The organism is Blastococcus goldschmidtiae (assembly GCF_031845325.1).
GTDB classification, from domain to species: domain Bacteria; phylum Actinomycetota; class Actinomycetes; order Mycobacteriales; family Geodermatophilaceae; genus Blastococcus; species Blastococcus goldschmidtiae.
On sequence record NZ_JAVREI010000019.1, the window covers coordinates 47,627 to 69,660 of the forward strand.

At 75.1% G+C, this 22,034-nt stretch carries 26 protein-coding genes; 11 read left to right on the forward strand and 15 right to left on the reverse strand.

The genetic code is table 11. From position 1 onward, the window contains the following. Positions 1 to 121 precede the first annotated feature (121 nt). Together RM425_RS19415 and RM425_RS19420 are read left to right on the forward strand one after the other, a co-directional pair. Positions 122 to 472: a BlaI/MecI/CopY family transcriptional regulator gene (locus RM425_RS19415; RefSeq protein ID WP_311346873.1), complete on the forward strand. Its 351-nt coding sequence runs from the start codon at positions 122 to 124 to the stop codon at positions 470 to 472. A gap of 34 nt (positions 473 to 506) precedes the next feature. Beyond that, positions 507 to 1,436: a M56 family metallopeptidase gene (locus RM425_RS19420; RefSeq protein ID WP_311346874.1), complete on the forward strand. Its 930-nt coding sequence runs from the start codon at positions 507 to 509 to the stop codon at positions 1,434 to 1,436. Here the strand turns inward: RM425_RS19420 and RM425_RS19425 are convergent. From RM425_RS19425 to RM425_RS19460, 8 genes are all read right to left on the reverse strand, one after another. Further along, positions 1,422 to 1,682, reverse strand: coding sequence for a hypothetical protein (locus tag RM425_RS19425; RefSeq protein ID WP_311346875.1), 261 nt, complete (start codon positions 1,680 to 1,682; stop codon positions 1,422 to 1,424). The genes RM425_RS19420 and RM425_RS19425 overlap by 15 nt on opposite strands. After that, positions 1,679 to 3,988, reverse strand: a complete 2,310-nt coding sequence (locus RM425_RS19430; RefSeq protein ID WP_311346876.1) for a heavy metal translocating P-type ATPase — start codon at positions 3,986 to 3,988, stop codon at positions 1,679 to 1,681. The genes RM425_RS19425 and RM425_RS19430 overlap by 4 nt, the downstream gene beginning before the upstream one ends. Continuing rightward, entirely contained in the window at positions 3,985 to 4,929 is a 945-nt protein-coding gene (locus RM425_RS19435; protein WP_311346877.1) for a hypothetical protein, read from the reverse strand. Before RM425_RS19435 ends, RM425_RS19430 begins: the two co-directional genes overlap by 4 nt. Before the next feature lie 31 nt (positions 4,930 to 4,960). Continuing rightward, positions 4,961 to 5,167 (reverse strand): heavy-metal-associated domain-containing protein, encoded by a 207-nt coding sequence (locus RM425_RS19440; protein WP_311346878.1) that lies wholly within the window; start codon positions 5,165 to 5,167, stop codon positions 4,961 to 4,963. A gap of 34 nt (positions 5,168 to 5,201) precedes the next feature. After that, positions 5,202 to 5,471, reverse strand: a complete 270-nt coding sequence (locus tag RM425_RS19445) for a metal-sensitive transcriptional regulator (protein WP_311346904.1) — start codon at positions 5,469 to 5,471, stop codon at positions 5,202 to 5,204. 121 nt (positions 5,472 to 5,592) lie between these two features. Further along, positions 5,593 to 5,988 (reverse strand): MerR family transcriptional regulator, encoded by a 396-nt coding sequence (locus RM425_RS19450; protein ID WP_311346879.1) that lies wholly within the window; start codon positions 5,986 to 5,988, stop codon positions 5,593 to 5,595. Positions 5,989 to 6,099: 111 nt separating this feature from the next. Next, positions 6,100 to 6,600, reverse strand: coding sequence for an Hsp20/alpha crystallin family protein (locus RM425_RS19455; protein ID WP_311346880.1), 501 nt, complete (start codon positions 6,598 to 6,600; stop codon positions 6,100 to 6,102). Positions 6,601 to 6,699: 99 nt separating this feature from the next. After that, entirely contained in the window at positions 6,700 to 7,368 is a 669-nt protein-coding gene (locus RM425_RS19460; RefSeq protein WP_311346881.1) for a hypothetical protein, read from the reverse strand. An 80-nt stretch (positions 7,369 to 7,448) separates the two neighbouring features. On the opposite strand from RM425_RS19460, the gene RM425_RS19465 reads away from it, so the two are divergent. From RM425_RS19465 to RM425_RS19490, 6 genes are all read left to right on the forward strand, one after another. Beyond that, a complete protein-coding gene (locus tag RM425_RS19465) occupies positions 7,449 to 7,877 on the forward strand; it encodes an STAS domain-containing protein (protein ID WP_311346882.1) in 429 nt (142 codons plus the stop codon). Positions 7,878 to 7,952: 75 nt separating this feature from the next. After that, entirely contained in the window at positions 7,953 to 9,221 is a 1,269-nt protein-coding gene (locus RM425_RS19470) for a YibE/F family protein (RefSeq protein WP_311346883.1), read from the forward strand. Continuing rightward, complete coding sequence (locus RM425_RS19475) at positions 9,218 to 9,898, forward strand: class I SAM-dependent methyltransferase (RefSeq protein ID WP_311346884.1); 681 nt, start codon at positions 9,218 to 9,220, stop codon at positions 9,896 to 9,898. Before RM425_RS19470 ends, RM425_RS19475 begins: the two co-directional genes overlap by 4 nt. Then, positions 9,888 to 10,217, forward strand: coding sequence for a TraR/DksA family transcriptional regulator (locus tag RM425_RS19480; protein WP_311346885.1), 330 nt, complete (start codon positions 9,888 to 9,890; stop codon positions 10,215 to 10,217). Before RM425_RS19475 ends, RM425_RS19480 begins: the two co-directional genes overlap by 11 nt. 161 nt (positions 10,218 to 10,378) lie before the next feature. Continuing rightward, a complete protein-coding gene (locus RM425_RS19485; protein WP_311346886.1) occupies positions 10,379 to 10,786 on the forward strand; it encodes a YciI family protein in 408 nt (135 codons plus the stop codon). 7 nt (positions 10,787 to 10,793) lie between these two features. Next, positions 10,794 to 11,939 carry an RNA polymerase sigma factor gene (locus RM425_RS19490; protein WP_311346887.1) on the forward strand — a complete coding sequence of 382 codons (1,146 nt, stop codon included), beginning with the start codon at positions 10,794 to 10,796 and terminating at the stop codon, positions 11,937 to 11,939. Here RM425_RS19490 and RM425_RS19495 read toward each other — a convergent pair. From RM425_RS19495 to RM425_RS19515, 5 genes are read right to left on the reverse strand one after another with little or no spacing between them, the layout of a single operon-like run. Continuing rightward, complete coding sequence (locus RM425_RS19495) at positions 11,932 to 12,918, reverse strand: glycosyltransferase family 2 protein (protein ID WP_311346888.1); 987 nt, start codon at positions 12,916 to 12,918, stop codon at positions 11,932 to 11,934. The two genes, RM425_RS19490 and RM425_RS19495, sit on opposite strands and share 8 nt — an antisense overlap. Further along, the gene (locus RM425_RS19500) at positions 12,915 to 13,784 is read right to left on the reverse strand and encodes a glycosyltransferase family 2 protein (RefSeq protein WP_311346889.1); all 870 of its coding nucleotides are present in this window, start codon (positions 13,782 to 13,784) and stop codon (positions 12,915 to 12,917) included. The genes RM425_RS19495 and RM425_RS19500 overlap by 4 nt, the downstream gene beginning before the upstream one ends. Continuing rightward, positions 13,781 to 14,890 carry a prenyltransferase/squalene oxidase repeat-containing protein gene (locus RM425_RS19505; RefSeq protein WP_311346890.1) on the reverse strand — a complete coding sequence of 370 codons (1,110 nt, stop codon included), beginning with the start codon at positions 14,888 to 14,890 and terminating at the stop codon, positions 13,781 to 13,783. The genes RM425_RS19500 and RM425_RS19505 overlap by 4 nt, the downstream gene beginning before the upstream one ends. After that, positions 14,877 to 15,653 carry a class I SAM-dependent methyltransferase gene (locus RM425_RS19510; RefSeq protein ID WP_311346891.1) on the reverse strand — a complete coding sequence of 259 codons (777 nt, stop codon included), beginning with the start codon at positions 15,651 to 15,653 and terminating at the stop codon, positions 14,877 to 14,879. Before RM425_RS19510 ends, RM425_RS19505 begins: the two co-directional genes overlap by 14 nt. After that, positions 15,647 to 16,900 carry a glycosyltransferase family 4 protein gene (locus tag RM425_RS19515; protein ID WP_311346892.1) on the reverse strand — a complete coding sequence of 418 codons (1,254 nt, stop codon included), beginning with the start codon at positions 16,898 to 16,900 and terminating at the stop codon, positions 15,647 to 15,649. The genes RM425_RS19510 and RM425_RS19515 overlap by 7 nt, the downstream gene beginning before the upstream one ends. 106 nt (positions 16,901 to 17,006) lie before the next feature. On the opposite strand from RM425_RS19515, the gene RM425_RS19520 reads away from it, so the two are divergent. Beyond that, complete coding sequence (locus tag RM425_RS19520; protein WP_311346893.1) at positions 17,007 to 17,300, forward strand: Dabb family protein; 294 nt, start codon at positions 17,007 to 17,009, stop codon at positions 17,298 to 17,300. Positions 17,301 to 17,361: 61 nt separating this feature from the next. Beyond that, complete coding sequence (locus RM425_RS19525) at positions 17,362 to 18,126, forward strand: hypothetical protein (protein ID WP_311346894.1); 765 nt, start codon at positions 17,362 to 17,364, stop codon at positions 18,124 to 18,126. 9 nt (positions 18,127 to 18,135) lie between these two features. Here RM425_RS19525 and RM425_RS19530 read toward each other — a convergent pair whose 3' ends face one another. Beyond that, positions 18,136 to 18,609, reverse strand: coding sequence for a GNAT family N-acetyltransferase (locus RM425_RS19530; protein ID WP_311346895.1), 474 nt, complete (start codon positions 18,607 to 18,609; stop codon positions 18,136 to 18,138). Between the two features lie 99 nt (positions 18,610 to 18,708). On the opposite strand from RM425_RS19530, the gene RM425_RS19535 reads away from it, so the two are divergent. Continuing rightward, positions 18,709 to 19,842: a DUF4192 domain-containing protein gene (locus RM425_RS19535; RefSeq protein ID WP_311346896.1), complete on the forward strand. Its 1,134-nt coding sequence runs from the start codon at positions 18,709 to 18,711 to the stop codon at positions 19,840 to 19,842. A gap of 31 nt (positions 19,843 to 19,873) precedes the next feature. On the opposite strand, the gene RM425_RS19540 is transcribed toward RM425_RS19535, so the two are convergent. Continuing rightward, entirely contained in the window at positions 19,874 to 21,964 is a 2,091-nt protein-coding gene (locus RM425_RS19540) for a S9 family peptidase (protein ID WP_311346897.1), read from the reverse strand. Positions 21,965 to 22,034: the final 70 nt, after the last annotated feature.

Sequence of the window (22,034 nt, forward strand, 5' to 3'; positions counted from 1 at the left end):
CCTGCTCCTCGTGTCTCGGCGGCGACCGTCGTACGATCGACACGTTCTTTCTACGCCGAGTAGAAGAGACTTTCTACGACACGTAGAAGAGTTGGCTGTGAGCCGCACGACAGGAGGACCGATGGCGTCGCTGGGTGAGCTGGAGCGGGCCGTCATGGACCGGCTGTGGACGGCGGACGCCCCGGTGGCCGCGACCGCGCTGCGCGACGGCCTGGCCGACCGCGGCGTCGCGCTGACCACCGTGCACACCGTGCTGACCCGGCTCGAGCAGAAGGGCTTCGTCACCCACGACGACGCCCGGCCGCGGCGTTTCACCGCCCGCGCCAGCCGCGAGGACCACGCCGCCGAGCTCATGCACGAGGTACTCGGGCAGGCCGCCGACCGGCAGGCCGTGCTGGCCCGCTTCGTCGGCAGCGTGAACGACGACGAGGTGCGCCTGCTGCGGGAGCTGCTGGCCGGCGACGGCCGCTGAGCCGCTCGCTGCCCGCCGCTCCCCGTCCGAGCTGATGCTGCCCGTCACCGCGGCCGTCCTCGCCGTCCTGGCCGCACTGCTGGCGTGGCCGGTGCCCGCGCTGCTGGGCCGGGCGCGCTGGCCGGGCCGGGATCCGCTGGTCGCCCTGGTCTGCTGGCAGGCGATCGGGCTGGCCGGTGGGTTGTCCATCATCGGCGCGCTCCTGGTGCACGGCCTGGCCCCGTGGGGGCACTCGCTGCCGGAGGCATGGTGGTCGTGGATCCGCGGCGAGCCGGTCGGCGGCCCGGTGCGCGGCGACCACTGGGTCACCCTGACCCTGGCCGCGGTGCTGGCCCTCGAGCTGGTCGGCGTGCTGGCGTTGTCGTGGATCCGGACGGCCCGCACCCGGCGCCGGCACCGGCAGCTGCTGGAGCTGGTCGTCGCGCCGGGCGCCGCCCCCGACACCCGGCTGCTGGAGCACCCCGTCCCGGTGGCCTTCTGCATCCCCGGCGCCCGGCCGCTGCTGGTGCTGTCCTCCGGGATGGTCGCCGAGCTCGACGAGGCGGAGCTGGCGGCGGTGGTGGCGCACGAGCGGGCGCACCTGCGGGAGCGCCACCACCTGTACCTGCTGCCGTTCGTCGCCTGGGAGGCCGCGCTCCCGGTGCTGCCGGCGGCCGGGCGGGCGCACGGCGCCGTCCGCGAGCTGGTCGAGATGCGGGCCGACGACGTCGGGCTGCGCGAGCTCGAGGGCGCGGATCCGCGCCGCACGCTGGCGCAGGCGATCGTCGCAGCAGCCGGGCGGCCCGGGGGAGCGGAGGTTCCCGGCGGAGCGCTGGCGGTGACCGGGGGTGCGGTGCGCGCCCGCGTCCTGCGGCTGCTGGAGCCGCCGTCCCCGCTGCCGGCGCCCGCCCGGGCCGCGGCCCTGCTGAGCGCCGGGCTGCTGCTCCTGCTGCCGACGGCGCTGCTGGTGCTACCGGCGCTGTGAGCCGGCGAGCACCCGTCCGGCCACCGCGGAGCCGAGTGCGACGGCAGCGCTGATCCGGGCCGCCCGGCCGTACCGGCCCGGGCCGAGGAAGGGCAGCATGCTCGCGGCCTGCAGCAGGTCGACGGCGGCGCCGGCGGTGCCAACGGCCGCGTCGAGCACCTGCCGCGGCCGGGCGAGCAGGAGGAGCCCCGCGGTGGCGCCGGCGGCGGCTCCGAGGCGGGCCGGCCGGCGGGCCGGGGCGGTCATCGGACGGGCTCCCCGGTGCGCGCGCGTCCTGACGGCAGCGCCGTGGCGGCGTCGCGGTTCTCCGGCAGCGGCGCGAAGCCGCGCAGCCGCAGCGAGTTGGAGACGACGAACACCGAGCTGAACGCCATCGCCGCGCCCGCGATCATCGGGTTGAGCAGGCCCGCCATCGCCAGCGGCAGCGCCGCCACGTTGTAGCCGAACGCCCAGAACAGGTTGCCCTTGATGGTGCTCAGCGTGCGGCGGGCCAGCCGGATGGCGTCCGCGGCCACCCGCAGGTCGCCGCGGACCAGCGTGAGGTCGCTGGCCTCGATCGCGACGTCGGTGCCGGTGCCCATCGCCAGGCCGAGATCGGCCTGGGCGAGGGCGGCCGCGTCGTTGACGCCGTCACCGACCATGGCCACGGTCCGGCCCTCGGCCTGCAGCCGCTTCACCGCGTCCACCTTCTCCTGCGGCAGCACCTCGGCGATCACCTCGTCGATGCCGACGGCGGCGGCGACCGTGCGGGCGGCGCGCTCGTTGTCCCCGGTGAGCAGGATCGGGGTGAGCCCCAGGCTCCGCAGCTGCGCGATGGCGGCGGCCGAGGTCGGCTTGATCGCGTCGGCGACGACGAGCACCCCGCGGGGAGCGCCGTCCCAGGCGACGGCGACCGCGGTGCTCCCGGCCTCCTCGGCCGCGTCGACGGCCCGCTGCAGAGCGGGGGGCAGTGCTGCCGACCAGTCGGCGAGCAGCCGCGGCCGGCCGACGACGACCGCCGCACCGTCGACGACGCCGTGCACGCCGAGGCCCTCCACGTTGGTGAAGCCCTCGACGGCGGGGAGCGCGCCCCGTTCCGCGGCGGCCCGGGCGACCGCCTGCGCGATGGGGTGCTCCGAGGCGGCCTCCAGCGCACCGGCCAGGTGCAGCAGCCGGTCGGCGTCCTCGCCGTCGGCCGGGACCACGTCGAGCAGGGTCATCCGGCCGGTGGTGACCGTGCCGGTCTTGTCCAGGACGACGGTGTCGACGCGGCGGGTGCTCTCCAGCACCTCGGGGCCCTTGATGAGGATGCCCAGCTGGGCGCCGCGGCCGGTGCCGACCATCAGGGCGGTGGGCGTGGCCAGCCCCAGCGCGCACGGGCAGGCGATGATCAGCACCGCGACGGCCGCGGTGAACGCCGCCGGCAGTCCGGCCCCGGTGCCGATCCATAAGCCGAGCGTCGCGGCGGTGAGCGCCAGCACGACCGGCACGAAGACGCCGGAGATCCGGTCGGCCAGCCGCTGCACCTCCGCCTTGCCGTTCTGCGCGTCCTCGACCAACCGGGCCATCTGCGCCAGCTGGGTGGCCGAGCCCACGCGGGTCGCCCGCACGACCAGCCGGCCGCCGGCGTTCACGGTCCCGCCGACGACGGCGTCGCCCGGCCGCACCTCGACCGGGACGGACTCACCGGTGAGCATCGAGGCGTCGACGGCCGAGGAGCCCTCGGTCACCTCGCCGTCGGCGGCGAGCTTCTCCCCGGGACGGACGACGAACTCCTCGCCGACCGCGAGCTGGTCGACCGGCACCCGCACCTCGGTGCCGCCGCGCAGGACGGCGACCTCCTTGGCGCCCAGCTCCAGCAGCGCGCGCAGCGCGGCACCGGACTGCCGCTTGGACCGGGCCTCGAAGTACCGGCCGGCCAGCAGGAAGGTGGTGACGCCGGCGGCGGCCTCCAGGTAGATGTTGGCACTGCCGTCCGAGCGCTCGATGGTGAGCTCGAAGGGGTGCACCATGCCGGGGATGCCGGCGGTGCCCCAGAACAGCGCGTAGATCGACCAGCCGAAGGCGGCCAGCGTGCCGAGCGAGACCAGGGTGTCCATCGTGGCCGCGCCGTGCCGCAGGTTGGTCCAGGCGGCCCGGTGGAACGGCAGCCCGCCCCACACCACGACGGGCGCGGCCAGGGTGAGCGAGAGCCACTGCCAGTACTCGAACTGCCAGGCCGGCACCATCGCCAGAGCGATCACGGGCACGCTGAGCAGCGCGCTCACGACCAGTCGCGTGCGCAGCTGGAGGACCCCGTCCTCCTCACCCCTCGCAGGCTCGGGGTGAGCCTCTGGACGGGGCCGGGGGAGGGTGGCCGTGTAGCCGGTCTTCTCGACGGTGGCGATCAGGTCCTCGGTGCTGACGTCGCCGGTGACGCTGACCTTCGCCTTCTCGGTCGCGTAGTTGACGGTGGCGGTGACCCCGTCGAGCTTGTTCAGCTTCTTCTCGACGCGGGCCGCGCACGAGGCGCAGGTCATCCCGCCGATGAGCAGCTCGACGTCGGTCAGCGACCCGGGAGGGGTGGTGGTCATGAGCCGTGCTCCTCGTGTCCGTCCACGGTCACCGTGAAGGCGGCCGTGCGGACGGTGTCGCCGTGCCGGAAGTCCAGGAACAGCCGGTAGCTGCCGGCCGACGGCGTCGTGGTGGCGAAGGTGATGCGGGGGCCGGGCGCGGTGACGCCGTCGCCGGGCTCGCCGGTGGGGTGGACGTGCAGGTAGGCGAGGTCGCCGGTGCGCAGCGCGACCAGGTGCCCGTAGGCCCCGAGGTAGGGCTGCAGGTCGGTCACCGGTGCGCCGTCACGGGTCACGGTGAGGCTCAGCTCGGACTCCTCGCCGGCGACCAGCTCGCCGTCCAGGGTGACCTCGTAGCCGTCGACCTCCGCGGTGCGCGAGGGGGCGGGCAGCGGCTCGGGGAAGTAGTCGCCGGCCACCTCGAGATCGGCGCCGAGGGTGCGGTCCGCGTCGTCGGCGGTGGCGGCGAAGTCGGCGAACACCCGCCACGAACCGGGGGAGAGGTCCAGCGGCGCCTGCCAGACGCCGTCGGCACCCAGCTCCGGGTGCACGTGCTGGTAGCCGGTCAGGTCGCGGCGCACCGCGATCAGGTGCAGGTCCTCGTCGTGCCGGACCGCGTAGTCGGTCACGGCGGAACCGTCGGGCCCGAGGATGCGGAAGGCCAGCGGGACGTCGTCGCCGGCCGGCAGGGCGGGCCGGTCGAGGGCCAGCGTGTAGCCGTCCTCGGAGACCGCGAGCCCGCCGGGCAGGTGGGCGGCGTCGCCGTCGTGGGGCGTGGCGTCGTCGTGGGGCGTGGTGTCGTCGTGGCCCTCGGCCGGGCCGGCCGCCATGTCGTGCCCGGCGGGGGAGGTCTCCTCCGCCGCCGGGCCGACCGGGCCGACGACCGCGCCGAGGCCGGTGGCGGCGCCGAAGACGGCGACCAGGCCGACGCCGAACGCGGCGAGTCTGACGGGGGTGTTCATGGCGATGCGGTTATCGGGGGACCGGCCGGGATCAGCCGGCCACCGAGTAACCGGCCTCCTCCACGGCGGCGCGGACGGCGGCCTCGTCGACCGGCGCGTCACTGGTGACGGTGAGCCCGCCGGACTCGAGGTCGACGTCGACGGTGCTGACGCCGGGGACGGCGGACACCTCCTCGGTGACGGCGTTCACGCAGTGGCCGCAGGTCATGCCGACGACGGTGTAGCTGGTGGTGGTCATGGGGGGTGTCCTCATCGGTCGGGGGTGGGATGGGTCAGGACCGCACGAGGCGGGCGATGGCGTCGGTGGCCTCGCGGACCTTCTCGTCGGCCTCGCGGCCGCCGGCGCGCGCGGCGGCGACCACGCAGTGGCTGAGGTGCTCCTCGAGCAGGCCCAGCGAGACCGCCTGGAGCGCCTTGGTCATGGCCGACACCTGGGTGAGAATGTCGATGCAGTACTTCTCGTCCTCGACCATCCGTTGCAGCCCGCGGGCCTGGCCCTCGATGCGCCGGAGGCGCTTGAGGTACTCGTCCTTGCGGTGGATGTAGCCGTGCTGGTGGTCGGGGTGCGTGCACTCGCCGGACGCCGTCGCGGCACCCGCCTGGTCGGCACTGGTCACTGCGGTCCTCCTGATCGGGCGGCTCGGACCGCCGCCCGATCAGGAACTATACCCCCCTAGGGTTCTCGCGCAAGGCGTCGCCCGGCGGTGCGGACGACCGTGGCCCCGCCAGGTCGGCGCGCAGGCGGGCAGCGTCGTCCCGCAGCCGGTCGGCATCCGCCCGCGCGGAGGCCAGCTGGTCCTGCAGGCCGACGATCGTCTCGGCCGAGGCGAGCGAGTGGCCGTCGTCGAGCAGGCCCCGGAGGCGGGCGGCCAGGCCGAGCTGGCTGCGCGAGTAGCGCCGGTGCCCGCCGGGGGAGCGGAACGGCTGGAGGGCGCCGGAGGAGTCGAGGCTGCGCAGGAAGGCGGCCTGCACGCCGAGCAGCTCCGCGGCCTGGCTCATGGTCAGCGCCGGGAAGTCGGGGTCGTCGAGGCGGTGCAGCGGATCGCCGGCGTCGGTCATCGCCGTCCTCCTCGGGGCGGGTCGCGGATCGGGGGCGTGGGGATGTGTCGTGGGGTCGCGGGAACGCGGAGGGGCCGGACCCGCCGGGTCCGGCCCCTCCGGTCGCCGTCGTCAGCTGTTGACGGCCTGCTGCTCCGAGGACGACGAGTCGCCCTCGATGGTGCGCCCCTCGACCGCGGCCGGGGTGTCGGCGCGGGTCACGCTGATCCTGCGGGCCCGGGCCTTCTGCTCGATCGGGATGCTCACGGTGAGCACGCCGTCGTGGTAGCTGGCCTCGAGCCGGTCGGTGTCCAGACTCCGGCCCAGCACCAGCTGCCGGGTGTAGCTGCCGTAGGGGCGTTCGGCCGCGACCCACGCGGCGTTCTCCAGCTGGGGCGCGGAGCGCTCGGCGCTGATGGTCAGCGTGGTGCCCTCGACCGACAGGTCGATCGAGCCGGGGTCGACGCCGGGCAGGTCGAAGTGGGCGACGAAGTTGTCGCCGACCTTGTAGGCGTCCATCGGCATGCCCGAGAGCGGGCGGGCGGTCGTCGAGCCGCTGCGGCCGGTCAGCTGGTCCAGCGCGCGGAAGGCGGCGGACGTGGCGGCGAACGGGTCGTAGGCGGTCAGCATCATGTCGATACCTCCGGTATGTCGCTGTGGTGTTCGCTGCCCGAGGTCGGAACCTCTAGTGGCAACTAGAGACTATCTCGGTCATGTGCCGGAGTGAACATCTCAGTGCGCTGGATGTTCCTGCTTCCACGCGGCGCTCAGGGCACTGCTCCGGGCGATCGCCGCCGCGATCCCGAGCGGCACGACCCCGAGGATCGCGGTAGCCCAGAGGCTGTTGCCGATGCCGTCGGTCAGCGACTCGCGCGAGCTCAGCAGCGACCAGCCCAGACCGAACAGCGGAGCGGTCACCACGCCGGTGCCCAGCGCCGCGGCGACCGCCCGGCCCGCACCCCTGCTCCGCGCCGCGAGTCCCGTCAGCAGCGCCGGCACGAACGTGAACATCCAGTGGAAGACCGGGATCATCGCCCCTGTCTCGAACTCCGCGTTGGCGGCCATGAACAACCCGTCCCAGATCAGCGCCGCGGAGGCGAGCAGCGACACGACCGACCAGACGACGAAGACCGGGTCGCTCGGGCGGAGCGCCGCGTCCCGCCGCACCGCCCACGCGCCCACGAGGAGGCAGACCGCGGTGAGGCCGAGGATCAGCGCGGTCAGCGACAGGGGCACGTCCGCCACCTGCCAGTCGCGCAGCACCCGCTCGGGCACCGCCCAGTCCCGTTGCCCGACCAGGACGGCGACGACGGTGAGGACCACCGTCGCCGCGAGCGTCGGCCAGGGCAGGCGGGCGCGCAGCGGGGCGGGGTCCGAGGAGGAGGGAGCGGGCGGGTACATGGCGCGGAGCGTGGCAGAACCGGGGGGTGTGCGGTTGTGGGCGCGCGTGAACGTCCCCCGACCGGGGCAGTGAGCACCGCATGGCGGACAGCGCAGCGCACGGCCCCGGGCAGGACAACGAGACCGAGCCGCGGGTCCACGCGGCCGTCGACGGCGACGTCGTGTCGGTGACCGTCGAGGGCGAGCTGACGGAGGCCGCGCGCCGCCCGCTGGTCCGGATCCTGACCGAGAAGCTGCTGTCCAAGCAGCCGCTGCGCCGGGTCGAGCTGCACCTGGCCGGCGTCCCGTTCACGAACTCGGCCGGCATCGCCGTCCTCGTGCAGCTGCAGCGCATGGCCGCCCCCCGCGGTGTCGAGGTCGCCCTCGTGACCCCGTCGACCGCGGTGGCCCGGCCCCTGCAGATGACCGGCCTGTGGCACCGCTTCCCCATCGTGGACGAGAACGGGGACGAGGAGCCGGCGGACCACTCCACGACCGGCCCCGACGGGACCCCGCGCGAGCACGCCTGACCCGGTTCCGGGGCCCGCACGCCCGACCCGGTGTCGGGAGCGGTCGGTCCACGCCCGGCCTCCTAGCCTGACCGGGTGCCTCCCAGCCATCCGCACAGCCACGGACCCGACCCCGACGCGCCGCCGCCCAGCCCCGAGGCGGTCCGCCTCCGCAGACGCGCGGTCTGGCTCATGCTCCTGCTCCTCGTGCCCGTCGGCCTCGCCACCGTCATCGGGCTGCTCGTCATGTGGCCCGACGGCGAGCCCACCCGCGCCCAGCAGGTGGCCGCGACGTACCTGCCGCCGGGCACGACCTACCCCGACGGGCGCGTGGTGTCGGTCGAGGAGTTCGACTGCGGCGTGCCCGACCGCCCCGCGACGTGCGCACGCGCCGTCGTGGAGGTGCTCGAGGGCGAGGGTGCCGGCGACTACCAGCAGATCGACCTGGACGCCGTGGTGGTGGCCAACGGTGTGGAGGAGGGGGACACCCTGGTCCTCAGCCGGGACCCCGGCGCCGAGGGCGGGGCCCTGTACAACTTCTCCGACTATGAGCGGGACGCCCCGATCATCACGCTGGCGATCGCCTTCGCCGTCGTGGTCGGGCTGGTCGCCCGGTGGCGCGGGCTGGCCTCGCTGGTCGGGCTGGCCTTCGCGTTCTTCGTGCTGCTGCAGTTCGTGCTGCCCGGGCTGCTGTCGCAGTCCTCGCCCACCCTGGTGAGCCTGGTGGGCTCCGCGGCGATCATGTTCGTCGTCCTGTACCTCGCCCACGGCTTCTCGGCCCGGACGACGACGGCGCTCGTGGGCACGCTGTTCGGGCTCTCCCTGGTCGCCGTCCTCGGGTCGCTGGCCGTGCAGACCGCCCGGCTCACCGGGCTGACCAGCGAGGAGACCACGCAGCTCAACACCTTCGACCCGACGCTGAACTTCTCCGGCCTGGTCCTCGCCGGCATCGTGGTGGCGGGGCTCGGGGTGCTCAACGACGTCACCATCACCCAGGCCTCGGCGGTCTGGCAACTCCACGAGGTCGACCAGGCCATGACGTGGCGGGAGCTGTACGACCGCGGCATGGCGGTGGGCCGGGACCACATCGCCTCGACCGTCTACACGATCGTGTTCGCCTACGCGGGCGCGGCGCTGCCGCTGCTGCTGCTGTTCGAACTCTACGACCAGCCGTTCTGGACCGTCCTCACCTCGTCGGCGCTCGCCGAGGAGGTCATCCGCACGATGGTCGGGGCGATCGCGCTGGTGCTCGCCGTCCCGGTGACGACGGCGGTCGGCGCGTTCTTCGCCAAGGCCGCGGCGACCGGGGCCGGGGTGGCGACCGAGCGCCGGGTTTCTGCGGTGCGCGCTAAATTCGCCCGATGACGACCCACCGGCCCCGTCCAGAGACTCCGGCCGAGCGTGCGAGGCGGGAGGGGGACGGGGTCCTTCCGCTGCTCGCCGCCGCCTCCGCCGCCCCCGGCTTCATGCCCGACGACGAGGGCCGCGCCCTGTACGAGGCGGCCCGGGCCGTCGCCGTCCCCGGGCCGCTGCTCGAGGTCGGCAGCTGGATGGGGCGCTCGGCGCTCTACCTGGCCGCCGCCGCGCGCGAGACCGGGCGCCAGGTGATCACCGTCGACCACCACCGCGGCTCCGAGGAGCACCAGCCGGGCTGGGAGTACCACGACCCGTCGCTGGTCGACCCCGCCGTGGGGCTGATCGACACGCTGCCCCGCTTCCGCTCCACCATCGCGACCGCCGGCGCCGAGGACGTCGTCATCGCGATCGTCACGCGGTCGGAGGTCCTCGCGCCGCTGTGGAGCACGCCCCTGGCGCTGCTGTTCCTCGACGGCAGCCACACGGAGGAGTCCGCCCGCCGCGACCAGGACGCGTGGGTCGCCAAGCTCGCGGTCGGCGGCACGCTGGCCATCCACGACGTGTTCCCCGACCCGGCCGACGGCGGGCAGGCGCCGTACGGCGTCTACACCCGCGTGCTGGAGTCCGGCGACTTCACCGAGCTGCCCGGGGCGGGGTCCATGCGGCTGCTGCGCCGTGACCGCTGATCCGCTCGACGCCGAACGCGCGGCGGCGCTGGCGCAGGTGGAGGCGCTGACCCGCGAGTTCGACGAGGTGGTGGCGGCGTCGAAGGCGTCCAACGCCGACGACGAGCACGACCCCGAGGGCGCCACCATCGCCTTCGAGCGGCAGCAGGTGGCCGCGCTCCTGGAATCCACCCGCGCCCGGCTGGCCGACGTGGAGGCGGCGCTCGCCCGCCGGGCGGAGGGCGGCTACGGGATCTGCCAGACCTGCGGCCGGCCGATCGCACCGGAGCGGCTCGCGGCCCGGCCCTCGGCGCGCACCTGCATCGACTGCGCCCGCTGACCCCTGCGGGATCTGCACGCTCGTGGCTCCCGGGGCTGATGCCCCCGAGTGTGCAGATCTCGCGGAGATATTCGCGGCGGGATGTCGAGACGCCGTTGCCGGCTCCGTCCCCGGGGTGCACGCGGCCAGAATGGGCCGCACGTCCTGTCGAGGAGATCACGATGGCCAAGTACCTGCTGCTCAAGCACTACCGGGGCGCCCCGGCGGCGGTCAACGACGTGCCGATGGACCGCTGGACGCCCGACGAGGTCGACGCCCACATCCGGTACATGCGGGACTTCGCGACGAAGCTCGAGGGCACCGGCGAGTTCGTCGACGGCCAGGCGCTGTCGATGGAGGGCACCTGGGTCCGCTCCGACGGCGCGGGGCGGCCGCCGGTCACCGACGGACCGTTCGCCGAGACCAAGGACCTGATCGCCGGCTGGATGGCGATCGACGTCGACTCCTACGAGCGGGCCCTCGAGCTGGCCGCGGAGCTGTCCGCGGCTCCGGGCGCGGGCGGGGAGCCCATCCACGAGTGGCTCGAGCTGCGCCCGTTCATGGCCGAGCCGTCGACCGTCACGGAGTGACCCGACGGTGGACGAGTCCGGGCTGCGGGCGGTCGTCCCCTCCGTGATCGCGATCCTCGGCCGCCGCGGAGCCGGCTTCGCGGCGGCCGAGGACGCCGTCCAGGAGGCGTTGGTCGAGGCGGTGCGGGTGTGGCCGGACGATCCGCCGCGGAATCCGCAGGGCTGGCTGGTCACCGTCGCCTGGCGGAAGTTCCTGGACGCCACCCGAGCGGACGCGTCGCGCCGGAGGCGCGAGGTCCGCGTCGAGGAGGAGCCGGCGCCGGGGCCGGCGGGCGAGGTGGACGACACGCTCCAGCTGTACTTCCTGTGCGCCCACCCCTCGCTGTCCCCGGCCTCGGCGGTGGCCCTCACCCTGCGGGCCGTCGGCGGCCTGACCACGCGGCAGATCGCGCAGGCCTACCTGGTGCCGGAGCCCACCATGGCGCAGCGCATCAGCCGGGCCAAGCGGACCGTGGCGGGGGCCCGGTTCGACCGGCCCGGGGACGTCGGCACGGTGCTGCGCGTGCTGTACCTGGTGTTCAACGAGGGCTACTCCGGCGACGTCGACCTGGCCGCGGAGGCGATCCGGCTCACCCGCGAGCTGGCGGCCCGGATCGAGCACCCGGAGGTGGAGGGCCTGCTCGCGCTGATGCTGCTGCACCATGCCCGGCGGCCGGCCCGGACGCGGTCGGACGGCAGTCTCGTGCCGCTCGCCGAGCAGGACCGCTCGCGGTGGGACACCCGGCTGATCGCCGAGGGCGTCGAGGTCCTGCAGACGGCGCTGGCGCGCGATCGGCTCGGCGAGTTCCAGGCCCAGGCGGCCGTCGCCGCGCTGCACGCCGACGCGCGCTCTGCGGAGGAGACCGACTGGGTGCAGATCGTCGAGTGGTACGACGAGCTGGTCCGCCTCACCGACAGCCCGGTCGTCCGGCTCAACCGGGCCGTGGCGGTGGGGGAGGCCGACGGCGCCCGGGCCGGCCTGGCCGCGCTCTCCGGTCTCGCGCCCACCCTGCCCCGCTACGCCGCCGTCGCCGCCTACCTGCACGAGCGGGACGGGAACAGGGTCACCGCGGCCCGGCTCTACGCCGAGGCGGCCCGGGCAGCGGCGAACCTGCCCGAGCGCGACCACCTCACGCGGCAGGCCGCCCGACTCAACGCCGGCCGCGTCAGCTGACGTAGCGGCGGGCGGTGGAGCTGCGCTGCGCCGCCTCCAGCGCGGCGAAGCGGGCCTCGGCGTGCGGCGGCAGGACGCGCCGTTCGCGCAGCACCCAGGGCAGGCCGCCGACGGCGGCGAGCAGGCCCGACGCGGTGACCCGGTCCCGCGGCACGGTGCGCAGCAGGTGCACCGTGCGGCGCAGCGCGGGGCGCAGCGGGCGGCGCAGCCACGTCGTCCACAGCGTGTTGCGGATGCCGTCGCGGCGGCGCTTGTGCGGGTCGCGGGCCCGGCTGGCCTGGTGGTGCACGGTGAGCGCGGGGAGGTAGCACAGCTCCCAGTGGCGGGCGGCGAGATCACCGGCCATCAGCTCCTCCTCGCCCCCGAGCCACAGCCGGTCGTTGAACCCGCCGACCTCCTCGAAGGCCGACCGGCGCAGCACCGAGGCGCCGGCCAGGAAGGAGCCCAGCGCCGGCCCGGGCAGCCACGCCGCACCGCGCACCGGGGAGTCGCGCAGCTCGGGCACGATCGGATCCTCCCGGCCGCCCGGTTCCACCAGGATCCGCGCGGTGACGACGGCGAGGCGCGGATGGGCGTCCAGCGTGTCGGCGGCGGTGCGCAGCGAGCCGGGCTCCCACCACGTGTCGTCGTCGCAGAACGCGACGTACGGCGTCGTCACACGGGCGACGCCCAGGTTGCGGCCGACGGCGCCGAGGTTCTCCGGGCTGGCGATCAGCTCCACGGAGGGGAACCGCCGGCGCACCGCCTCGGCCGTGCCGTCGGTCGAGCCGTTGTCCACCACGACGACGTGCGGCTGCTCCGGCAGGGCGAGCAACCGGTCCAGGGCACCGAGCAGCTCGTCCCGTCGCTGGTGGGTGATGACGACGACCGCGACCCGGGGGTCCGGGAAGGCCCCGTTCGTCCCGGCGCTGTTCCGGCCCTCCTGCAGGGACCCGCCGCGAGCCTGCGAGCGGTGGGGGGCAGGGGGGTCCTCTTTCACACCGGCTCCCCGGCCAGCAGTCGCAGGTCCGCGCGCACCCGCTGCGGGACGGGCCGCCGGCGGCGCAGGGCGGCCGGGACGTCGGGCAGGGCCCGGGCCAGCCCCGTCAGGCCGGGGCGGCCGGACCGTGCCGCGTCGACGACCAGGCCGGCGACCTCGGCCGCCGGCAGCCGCATCGTGGCGGTGAGCAGCCGGCTTCTCCAGATGCCCGCCTGCCGGCGGACGGGCGCGTCCCGTCGCGGCGAGGGGTGGTGGTGGATGGTCACCTCGTCGACGTAGGCCATCGTCCAGTCGGCGGTCGCCAGGTCCAGGGCCAGCCGCTCCTCCTCGCCGGGGAAGCGGATGACGGGGTCGAACCCGCCGACCTGCTCGAACGCCTCGGTGCGCACCAGCGCCGCGCAGGCGACGAACCCCAGCAGCGCCGGGCCGGGGAGGTTGCCGCGGGGCAGCGGGCTCCGGGCCATCTCGGCGCACACCGGGTCCAGGCGCTCCTCCGGACCGACCAGGATGCGGGCGTTGAGCACCGCGAGCCGCGGGTGGGCCTGCATGATCGCCACCGCGCGGGCGAGGTCGCCGGGCGCCCACCAGGAGTCGTCGTCGGCGAACGCGACGAACGGCGTGCCGGCCCGGGCGGCACCCAGGGTGCGGGCGCGCGCGGCCAGGTTGCGGCCCAGCGGCATCACGGTCACCTCGGGGTGGGCGGCGCGCACCGCCGCCACCGTGTCGTCGGTGGAGCCGTTGTCCACGAGGATCACCGGTGCCTCGTGGCGGGGGAGGCTGTCGAGGAGGTCCTCGCGGCGATTGCGGCTGGCGACGACCACGGTGACGTCCGCAGCGGGGGACGGGGTGGGGCGGGGCTCGATCACGGGGTGACCGTGCCCGCGCCTCCCGTCAGCCAACCGGCCGTCCGCGCATCGTCGTCGATGGTGCCGGCGCTGGGCAGGGCCGCCGGGTCGGCGAACAGACCGGACGCGGCCGTCGCCCCGGAGAGCGCGTCGGCGGCGAGCAGCACCGCGGCGGCGGTCCAGGTGGTGCGCTCGATCGGCCAGCGGGCATCGTCGGCGAAGACGTAGCCGGTCCAGTACGACCCGTCGTCGTCGCGCAGGTGCTGCATCGCCGCGACCTGCTCGAGGGCGGCGTCCCGCTGCCCCGCGACGACGAGGGCGAGGGCCAACTCGCAGGTCTCGGCACCGGTCACCCACGGCCGGTCGGCGACGCAGCGGGCGCCCAGCCCCGGGACGACGAAGCGGTCCCAGTCGGCGGCCAGCCGGTCCCGGGCCTGCTCGCCGGTCACCGCCCCGGCGAGGATCGGGTAGTACCAGTCCATCGAGTAGCGCGACCGGTCGGCGAAGGCGTCGGGACGGGTGCGCAGCGCCGCGCCGAGGTCGCTGACCGCCAGCTCCCAGTCGGGCTGCGGTTCGCCGACGAGCCCGGCGAGGGCGACGCCGCAGCGCAGCGACTGGAACAGGCTGGCGTTTCCGGTGAGCAGGGCGAGCGCGTCGGGCGTGCGGTCGGGGCGCAGCGCCCAGCCGATCGCGCCGCCGTCCAGCTGCATGGCGACGACCAGGTCCAGGCCGCGGCGGACCACCGGCCAGAGCTCGCCGACCAGCTGCTCGTCGGCGGTCAGCAGCCACCGGTGCCACAGGCCGACGGCGAGGTAGCCGGCGTGGTTGCTCTCCACGTCCGCGGACACCTCCGCGCCGTCGCGGTACTCGCCGGCCCACGACCCGTCGGGGCGCTGCCGGCCGGCGAGCCACCGGTAGGCGGCGCGGGCGCGGTCGTGCTCGCCGCCGAGGTCCAGGGCCATGGCGGCCTCGACGGAGTCCCAGGGGTCGAGCTGGCCGCCGCGGAACCAGGGGAGGGCGCCGTCGGCAGCCTGCTCGCCGGCGATCCAGGCCACGGTCGTGCGCACCTGGTCGCCGGTCAGGACGCCGGGCAGCTCCGGGAGGAGCCGGCCGTCACCCGACGGCAAGGGCCTGCTCCACCTCGGCCGGCGCGGCGCCGGCAGCCGTTGCCGGCTTGTCGGCGTAGATCACGAAGCTCTTGCCGAACACCGGGTCGAGCAGCTTCTCGGCGGTGCGGGTCAGCCACGGCCGGTGCATGAGGTCCCAGACCAGCAGCCGGTGGTAGGCGCGGACGGCGGCGTTGTCCTTCTCCACGCCGACCGCGCACTTGAGCCACCAGAAGGGGGCGTGCAGCGAGTGGGCGTGGTGCGTGCTGCCCGGCACCAGCCCGACGGAGGTGAGCCGCTCGCGCAGCTCGCTGCCGCGGTAGATGCGGATGTGCCCGCCCTCGTTGGCGTGGTACTCGTCCGACAGCGCCCAGCAGATGCGCTCCGGACCGTAGCGCGGCACGGTGATCACCATGCGGCCGCCGGGCTTGAGCACGCGGAAGATCTCGGCCATCGCGGTGACGTCGTCCGGGATGTGCTCGAGCACCTCCGAGGCCATGACCCGGTCGACGCTGGCGTCGGGGAAGGGCAGGTGCAGCAGGTCGCCGCGGACCACCTCGAAGCGGGCCGGCGTGCCGTCGGGCTTCGCCCAGGCCTCCCCGGCCTCGGCGATCGCGCCCAGCCACCGCTTCGTCGTCTCCACCTCGGAGGCACCCCAGTCGACGGCCACCACGTCGGCGCCGCGCCGGTAGGCCTCGAAGGCGTGCCGGCCCTCCCCGCACCCGAGGTCGAGGACGCGCATCCCCGGCCGCAGGTCCAGCAGGTCGTAGTCGACGGTCAGCAAGGGAGGCCCTTCCGTTCCAGGGTCTGCGCGTACCACTCGGCGGTGCGCTCGGCGGTCGCCCGCCACGTGTAGGTGTCCAGGACCCGCCGTCGGCCGGCGCGGCCCAGCTGCTCGGCGAGGGAGGGGGAGTCGAGGACGAGCTGCAGCGCCGCGGTCAGCTCACCGACGTCGCCGGCCTTCACCCGCAGCCCGGCCTCGGTGCCCACCACCTCGGGCAGCGCGCCGGCGTCGGTGGCGACCAGGGGCGTCGCGCAGGCCATCGCCTCGATCGCCGGGAGGGAGAACCCCTCGTAGAGCGAGGGGATGGCCATGACCGTCGCCCGCTGCAGGAGCGAGATGAGCTCCGCCTCGGGGACCGGGCCGGTGAAGCGGACGGCGTCGCGCAGGGCCAGCCGGTCCAGCGCCGCCTCGGCGGGGCCGCCCGGACGTGCGCTGCCGACGACGGTCAGCGTCACCGGCCGCTCCGTGCGCAGCTTGGCCACCGCCTCCAGGAGGTGCACCAGGCCCTTGAGCGGCACGTCCGCGCTGGTGATGGCTACGATCGAATCGGTGTCGCGGCGCTGCCCCCCGGGCGGGGGCGCGAACGTGCCGGGATCGATGCCGTTGGGGATGAGGTCCACGCGGGAGGCCGGCAGGCCCATGTGCCGCTCGATGTCGACGCGCGAGGTCTCCGACACCGTGGTGACCGCGTCGAGCTGCTGCACGACCTTTGCCTGCATGCGGGTGAAGGCGTACCAGCGGCGCAGCGTCAGCTTCTTGTACAGCGAGGGCGCGGCGGCGAGTTCCAGCTGGCGGTCGATGGCGATCGGGTGGTGCACGGTGGCGACGGTGGGCAGCCCGGCGCGGGTCAGCCGCAGCAGCCCGTATCCCAGGGACTGGTTGTCGTGCACGATGTCGAACTCGCCGGCGCGGGGCAGCAGGTGCCGGGCTGCGCGCAGGGTGAAGGTCAGCGGCTCGGGGAAGCCGGCGGCGCACATGGTCGCCCACTCCGCGACGTCGATCCAGTCACGGAACTCCGAGGGCCGGGGCATCCGGAAGGGGTCGGGCTCCCGGTACAGGTCCAGGCTGGGCAGCTTGGTGAGCGGCACGCCGTCGTCCAGCTCGGGGTAGGGCTGCCCGCTGAACACCTCGACGCGGTGGCCCAGCTCGGTCAGTTCGCGGCTCAGCGCTCGGACGTACACGCCCTGGCCACCGCCGTGGGGCTTGCTGCGGTAGGACAGCAGTGCGATGCGCAGCGACCGTCCCATGCTCGGGACCCTACCGAGGCGCCCCCGCCCTTCCGGCCACCAGCCGGGCTCCGGCCCCCGTCCGGGTGGCGCGCGAGCCGGCGCAGGTGCTGGGAGGGTGGACGACATGATCCGTCACGTCGTCACGTTCACGTGGGACCCGAGGGCCGGCGAGGAGCGCGTGGCCGCCGCGATCACCGCGCTGCGCGGCCTCCGCCACGAGGTCGGGGGGATGAGCTTCCTGGCCGTCGGTGAGGACGCCGGTCTCTCCGACGGCAACGCCTCGGCGGTGTTCATCGCCGACTTCGCCGACGCCGAGGCGTTCTACCGCTACGCCCAGGACCCGGTGCACCTGTCCGTCGTCGCCGAGTTCGTCCGGCCGATCCTCGCCGCCCGGGCCGCCGTCCAGTACCAGGTCTGACCGGCCCTCCGGCACTGCTCGGACGGATGCCCCGGCAGTTCGGGGCGGCTACCGTCGGCCCATGTCGATCACGTTCCGCTCTTCCCGCCTGCGCGGCCTGCTCGCCGCCGGGTTCCTCTCCACCGCGGTGCTGACCGGGTGCAGTGGGGACGACGCGGACGCCGAGCCACGGACCGACTCCGGAGCGAAGGAGTCGGAGGCCGCCTCGAAGGAGGCGCCCACGCCCGACCTGGCCTCGGGGTTGCTGGACGCCGGGGCCTTCGGTCCCGACGCGGTGGTGGCCTCCGTGTCGCCGGAGGAGCTGGCGGAAGGGGCGGCCCTGGCGGGCGACCTCGACGACGTGGAGGTGACGCCGGCGGAGTGCGACGTCGCGGTGGAGGGCACGCAGCCCGACTTCGACGACTTCGAGGAGGTCGCCGCGGTGAGCGCCACCGAGGAGACCACCGTGGTGGTGGAGATGCTGATCCGCGGCGGTCCCGTCGAGGGTGCGGTCGACCAGCTCGCCGAGGCCGCGCAGCGCTGCCCCGAGGCGCAGATCAGCTCGCCCGACCTCGGGCAGGCCACCGTGGTGTTCGAGGAGGTGCCCGTCCCTGACCTCGGGGACGGCTCGGCCGCGCTGCGCTACACCACCGTGGTGGGGCTGCCCGACGGCACTCAGCTGTCGGTCCCGGCGCTGCTCGGCGCCGTCGAGGACGGCGACCGGCTGGTCTTCCTCATGTCGCTGGCGGTGGACCCGGCCGGTGCGGCCGCCGCCCCGCTGGACACCGACGCCTTCACCGCGCTGCTCGAGCAGGCCTACGAGACGCAGGCCGCCGCGCTGGACTGAGCCGGCCCGCTACCGCGCGGGAGGCACGTGCGGCGGGACGGTGAACCGCTGCTCGGTCCCGGCGTCGGTCACGACCTCGCCGAAGGCGACCGGGATCGCGCGCCGCCAGAAGGAGATCGCTGCGTCGTTCCCGGCCACGACCTCGACGATCCACTTCCCGGGGAACCTCGCGAAGAGGTGTCGCGCCGCGGTCGTGCCCACTCCGCTGCGCCGGTACTTGCGGACGACGAAGAACTCGCCGAAGCGATGAGGCGAGCCGGCGCGTACCAGCGCGCACCCGGCGAGCGCGCCGTCCACGCGGACGAGGAACGGGTGGCGGTCCTCGGTGTCGAGCCAGTAGTGGTCCAGGTAGCGGTACCCGTACTCGCCGTGCGGGCCGAGGTCCCGACCGTCGAACGCGGAGAACTCGTGCGCGTTCAGCTCCAGCAGCCTCCGGACGACGGGCTTCTCGGCCTCGGCGGCCGATGCGACGTCCACGTCCATGCGGGCATGGTCGCAGCACCGCCCGTCCACAGGCAGCGGCTGGTCCACAGATGATCGCGGGCGCTTCTGCCCGGTCCGGCCGGCGCTCACCGTCGGTCCATGGAATTCCGCGACCCGGCACCGTTCCCCGCTCCCGCGTCGTCCGACGGCCCGCTGGACGACGCCGTCCTCATCGGTGACCCCGGCGAGCTCGCCGCCGGCCTGCCGCAGCTGCTGGGCTACCGGCCGCACGAGTCGATCGTGCTCGTCTCGCTCGGTGGGGGGACCGGCCGCCGGGTGGGCCTGACGGTGCGCGCCGACCTCCCGCCGGCCGACCACGCGCGTCAGCTGATGGCAGTGCTGGCCCGCAGCCTGACCACCGACGCGCCGCGGGCGGCGCTGGCGTTCGTGGTGTCCGAGGCGCCCGACGAGACGGTGCCCCTCCTCCCGCCCGGCGTCGGCCCGGGCGGAGGGTGGGGCACCGACCTGCCGCACCGGTCGCTCGTGCACGACCTCGTGCTGGCTCTCGACGCGGTCGGGCTGCCGCTGGAACAAGCGCTGCTGGTGCGGGGCGAGCGCTGGTGGGACTTCGACTGCCCCGGCGGCTGCTGCGCCCCGGGCGCCGGCACCTCGCTGCCGACGGGCGTCGGGGAGCTGGCGGCCGTCGCCGTGGCCGCCGGCACCGTGGTCGCGGCCGACCGGGCGGAGCTGGCGCGGCGGCTGGCCCCGCCCGGGGAGTCGTCGCGCGCGGCGATGGAGGCCGCGGTGCTGAGGACGGCGCCGCGGTCCGCAGGTGGTCCTCGCGAGGTCGCCACCGGCCGGCGGCGCATCCGGTCGGTGGTCGCGCGCTGCCGGCCGGGCCCCGGTCAGCAGCCACCGGGGGACGCGGAGGTCGCCCGGATCGCCTGGAGCCTCCGCGAGCCCGACGTGCGGGACTGGGCGCTGCTGCTCTCCCTGGGCGACGACGCTGCGGCGGCCGAGGCGCTCTGGATCGAGTGCACCCGGCGCGCGCCGTCACCGCTGGACGCCTTCCCCGCCGCGCTGGTGGCGGTCTGCGCGTGGCTGCGCGGGGACGGCGCCCTGGCGAACATCGCGCTGGACCGGGCGCTGGACAGCGAACCGGGCAACTCCCTGGCGCGGCTCGTGGAGGACGCGCTGGCCGCCTGCGTCCCACCCCGGCAGCTGCGGGCGCTGCTGATCGAGGCCGGTCGCTCGGCCGGTGTGGCCGGGCCGCCCGGTGCGTCGGCGCGATGACGCACCGGCCGGCCCGCGGTGGGCGCAGCGCTCAGAGCAGCGCGGGCCGCTGCCAGGGCTCGTCCCGCACGTGCTCGGCGAGGAAGGCCAGCACCGTCTCGTACCAAACCGTCGAGTTCCCGGGGGTGAGCACCCAGTGGTTCTCGTCCGGGAAGTAGAGGAACTTCGAGGGCACGGCCCGCTTCTGCAGGTCGTACCAGAGGTGCAGCGCCTCACCGACGGGCACGCGGTAGTCCCGGTCGCCGTGGATGACCAGCATCGGGGTACGGATCGCGTCCGCGAAGCGGTGCGGCGAGTGCTGCTCGTAGCGGCGGGGCTCGCTCAGCGGGTCGCCCCACTCCTTCTCCCAGTAGTACGCCGCATCGGTGGTGCTGGTGAACGAGTCGATGTGCCAGAGGCCGGCGTGGCTGACGATCGCCCGGAAGCGGTCGGTCTGCGTGGCGATCCAGTTGGCCATGTAGCCGCCGAACGAACCGCCCATCGCCGCCGTCCTGGTCGCGTCGATGTCGGGACGCTGCTCGGCGGCGTCCACCGCGGCCATGAGGTCGGTGTAGGGCGCCTCGCCCCACGCGCCCCAGCCGCGGCGGACGAAGTCCTGCCCGAAGCCCTGCGACAGCGCCGGGTTGGGCAGCAGCACCGCGTACCCCCGAGCGGCCAGCACCCACGGGCACCAGCGCCACGACCAGGAGTTCCAGCTCATCAGCGGGCCGCCGTGGATCCAGAGCACCAGGGGCGCGGGCGAGTCGGCGGACGCGCCCTCGGGCAGCACGAGCCAGGACTGCACCCGCGTGCCGTCGGCGGCGGTGGCCTCCACCTCGTGCAGCGTGCCGGGCAGCCCGTCGAGCGTGCCGGGATTGGGCAGCACCACGGGCTCCTGGTCCGTCGTGGTCAGGTCGAGGCGGACGGGCACCGACGGCGAGTCGTACGCCGAACGGAGGGCGTAGAGCGCGCTGCCGTCCCGGGGGACCTGGAGGTGGCTGTACGCGCCGTCCGCGGTCAGCCGCATCGGCGTGCCGCCGCTCACGGGCACCCGGAAGATCGCGTGCCGGCCGTCGTCGTCGGCGAGGAAGTAGACGTCGGCCCCGTCGGCGGAGAACTGCGGGGCGCTCGGCCACCGGTCGAAGTCCGGTGTCAGGTCCTGCGTCCCGCCGCCGGCCACGTCGACGAGCAGCAGGGTGTAGTCCGGCGGCTCGGCGTAGCTGGACAGCGATTCGCGGACGCACACCAGCGCGGCGCCGTCGGGGGAGAAGCGCGCGGCGTAGACGTCGGCGAGCGGGTCGTCGACCAGGAGCCGGGTGCCGCTGCCGTCGGTCGCCGTGAGGACGATCCGGTTGCGGTGCCCGGCCGGCCCGTCGGGCACCTCCTCGGAGCGGGCCAGCAGCCGGCCGTCGGGGGAGAGGGTGAACTCCTCTCCCGCGCCGTGCGGCGGCGTCGCCTCGGGGGTCAAGTCGCGCAGGGGTACCCGGTCGGTTCCCTCGTCGGCCCCGTCGTCGGGCAGCCGCCCGGCCCAGAACAGGTGCGGGGCGGCCGGGCCGAGGTCGGAGTCCCAGTACCGGACGGGGTAGGACTCGTGCAGGACCGCGGTCACCCCGGCGTCCGCCCGCGCCTTGAGCCGGTCCTCGTCGGCCTCCGGCTCGGCACCTCCGGGCAGTGTCGGGGCGGCGACCACGACGTCGCCGGTACCGGCCGCGACGGCCACGACGGAGATACCGCCGGGGCGGCTCAGCACCGGACGCGCCTCCCCGCCGCCGGGCGGCAGGCTCCACAGCGCCGGCTTCGGGTCGCCCGCCTCCGCCGCCGTCGGGTCGGGGCGGGCGGAGGTGAACAGCAGCGAGCCGTCGGGCGCCCACACCGGCGAGGACTCACCGGGGACGCTGCGCGTGAGCCGGCGCGCCGGGCGGTCGCCGGCGGGGTCGACCTCCCACAGCGCCGACTGCCACTTCTTCTTCGCGGGGTCGAGCGTGGCGACCGAGATCGCCAGCCGGGAGCCGTCCGCGGACAGCGCGAGCGCGCCGATGCGCGGCAGCGCGGCGAAGTCGGCCAGCCGGGCGAACGGGCTGCTCGGGGCGTCCGATGGGGCGGCGTGGGACGCCGGGGCTGCGGAGGAGTCGGACGGGCTCACCGGGACCTGCTCTCAGGAGGGGTCGACGTCGGCCCCACCGTAGTGAGCGGTGCGCCCGGCCGGTTCGACG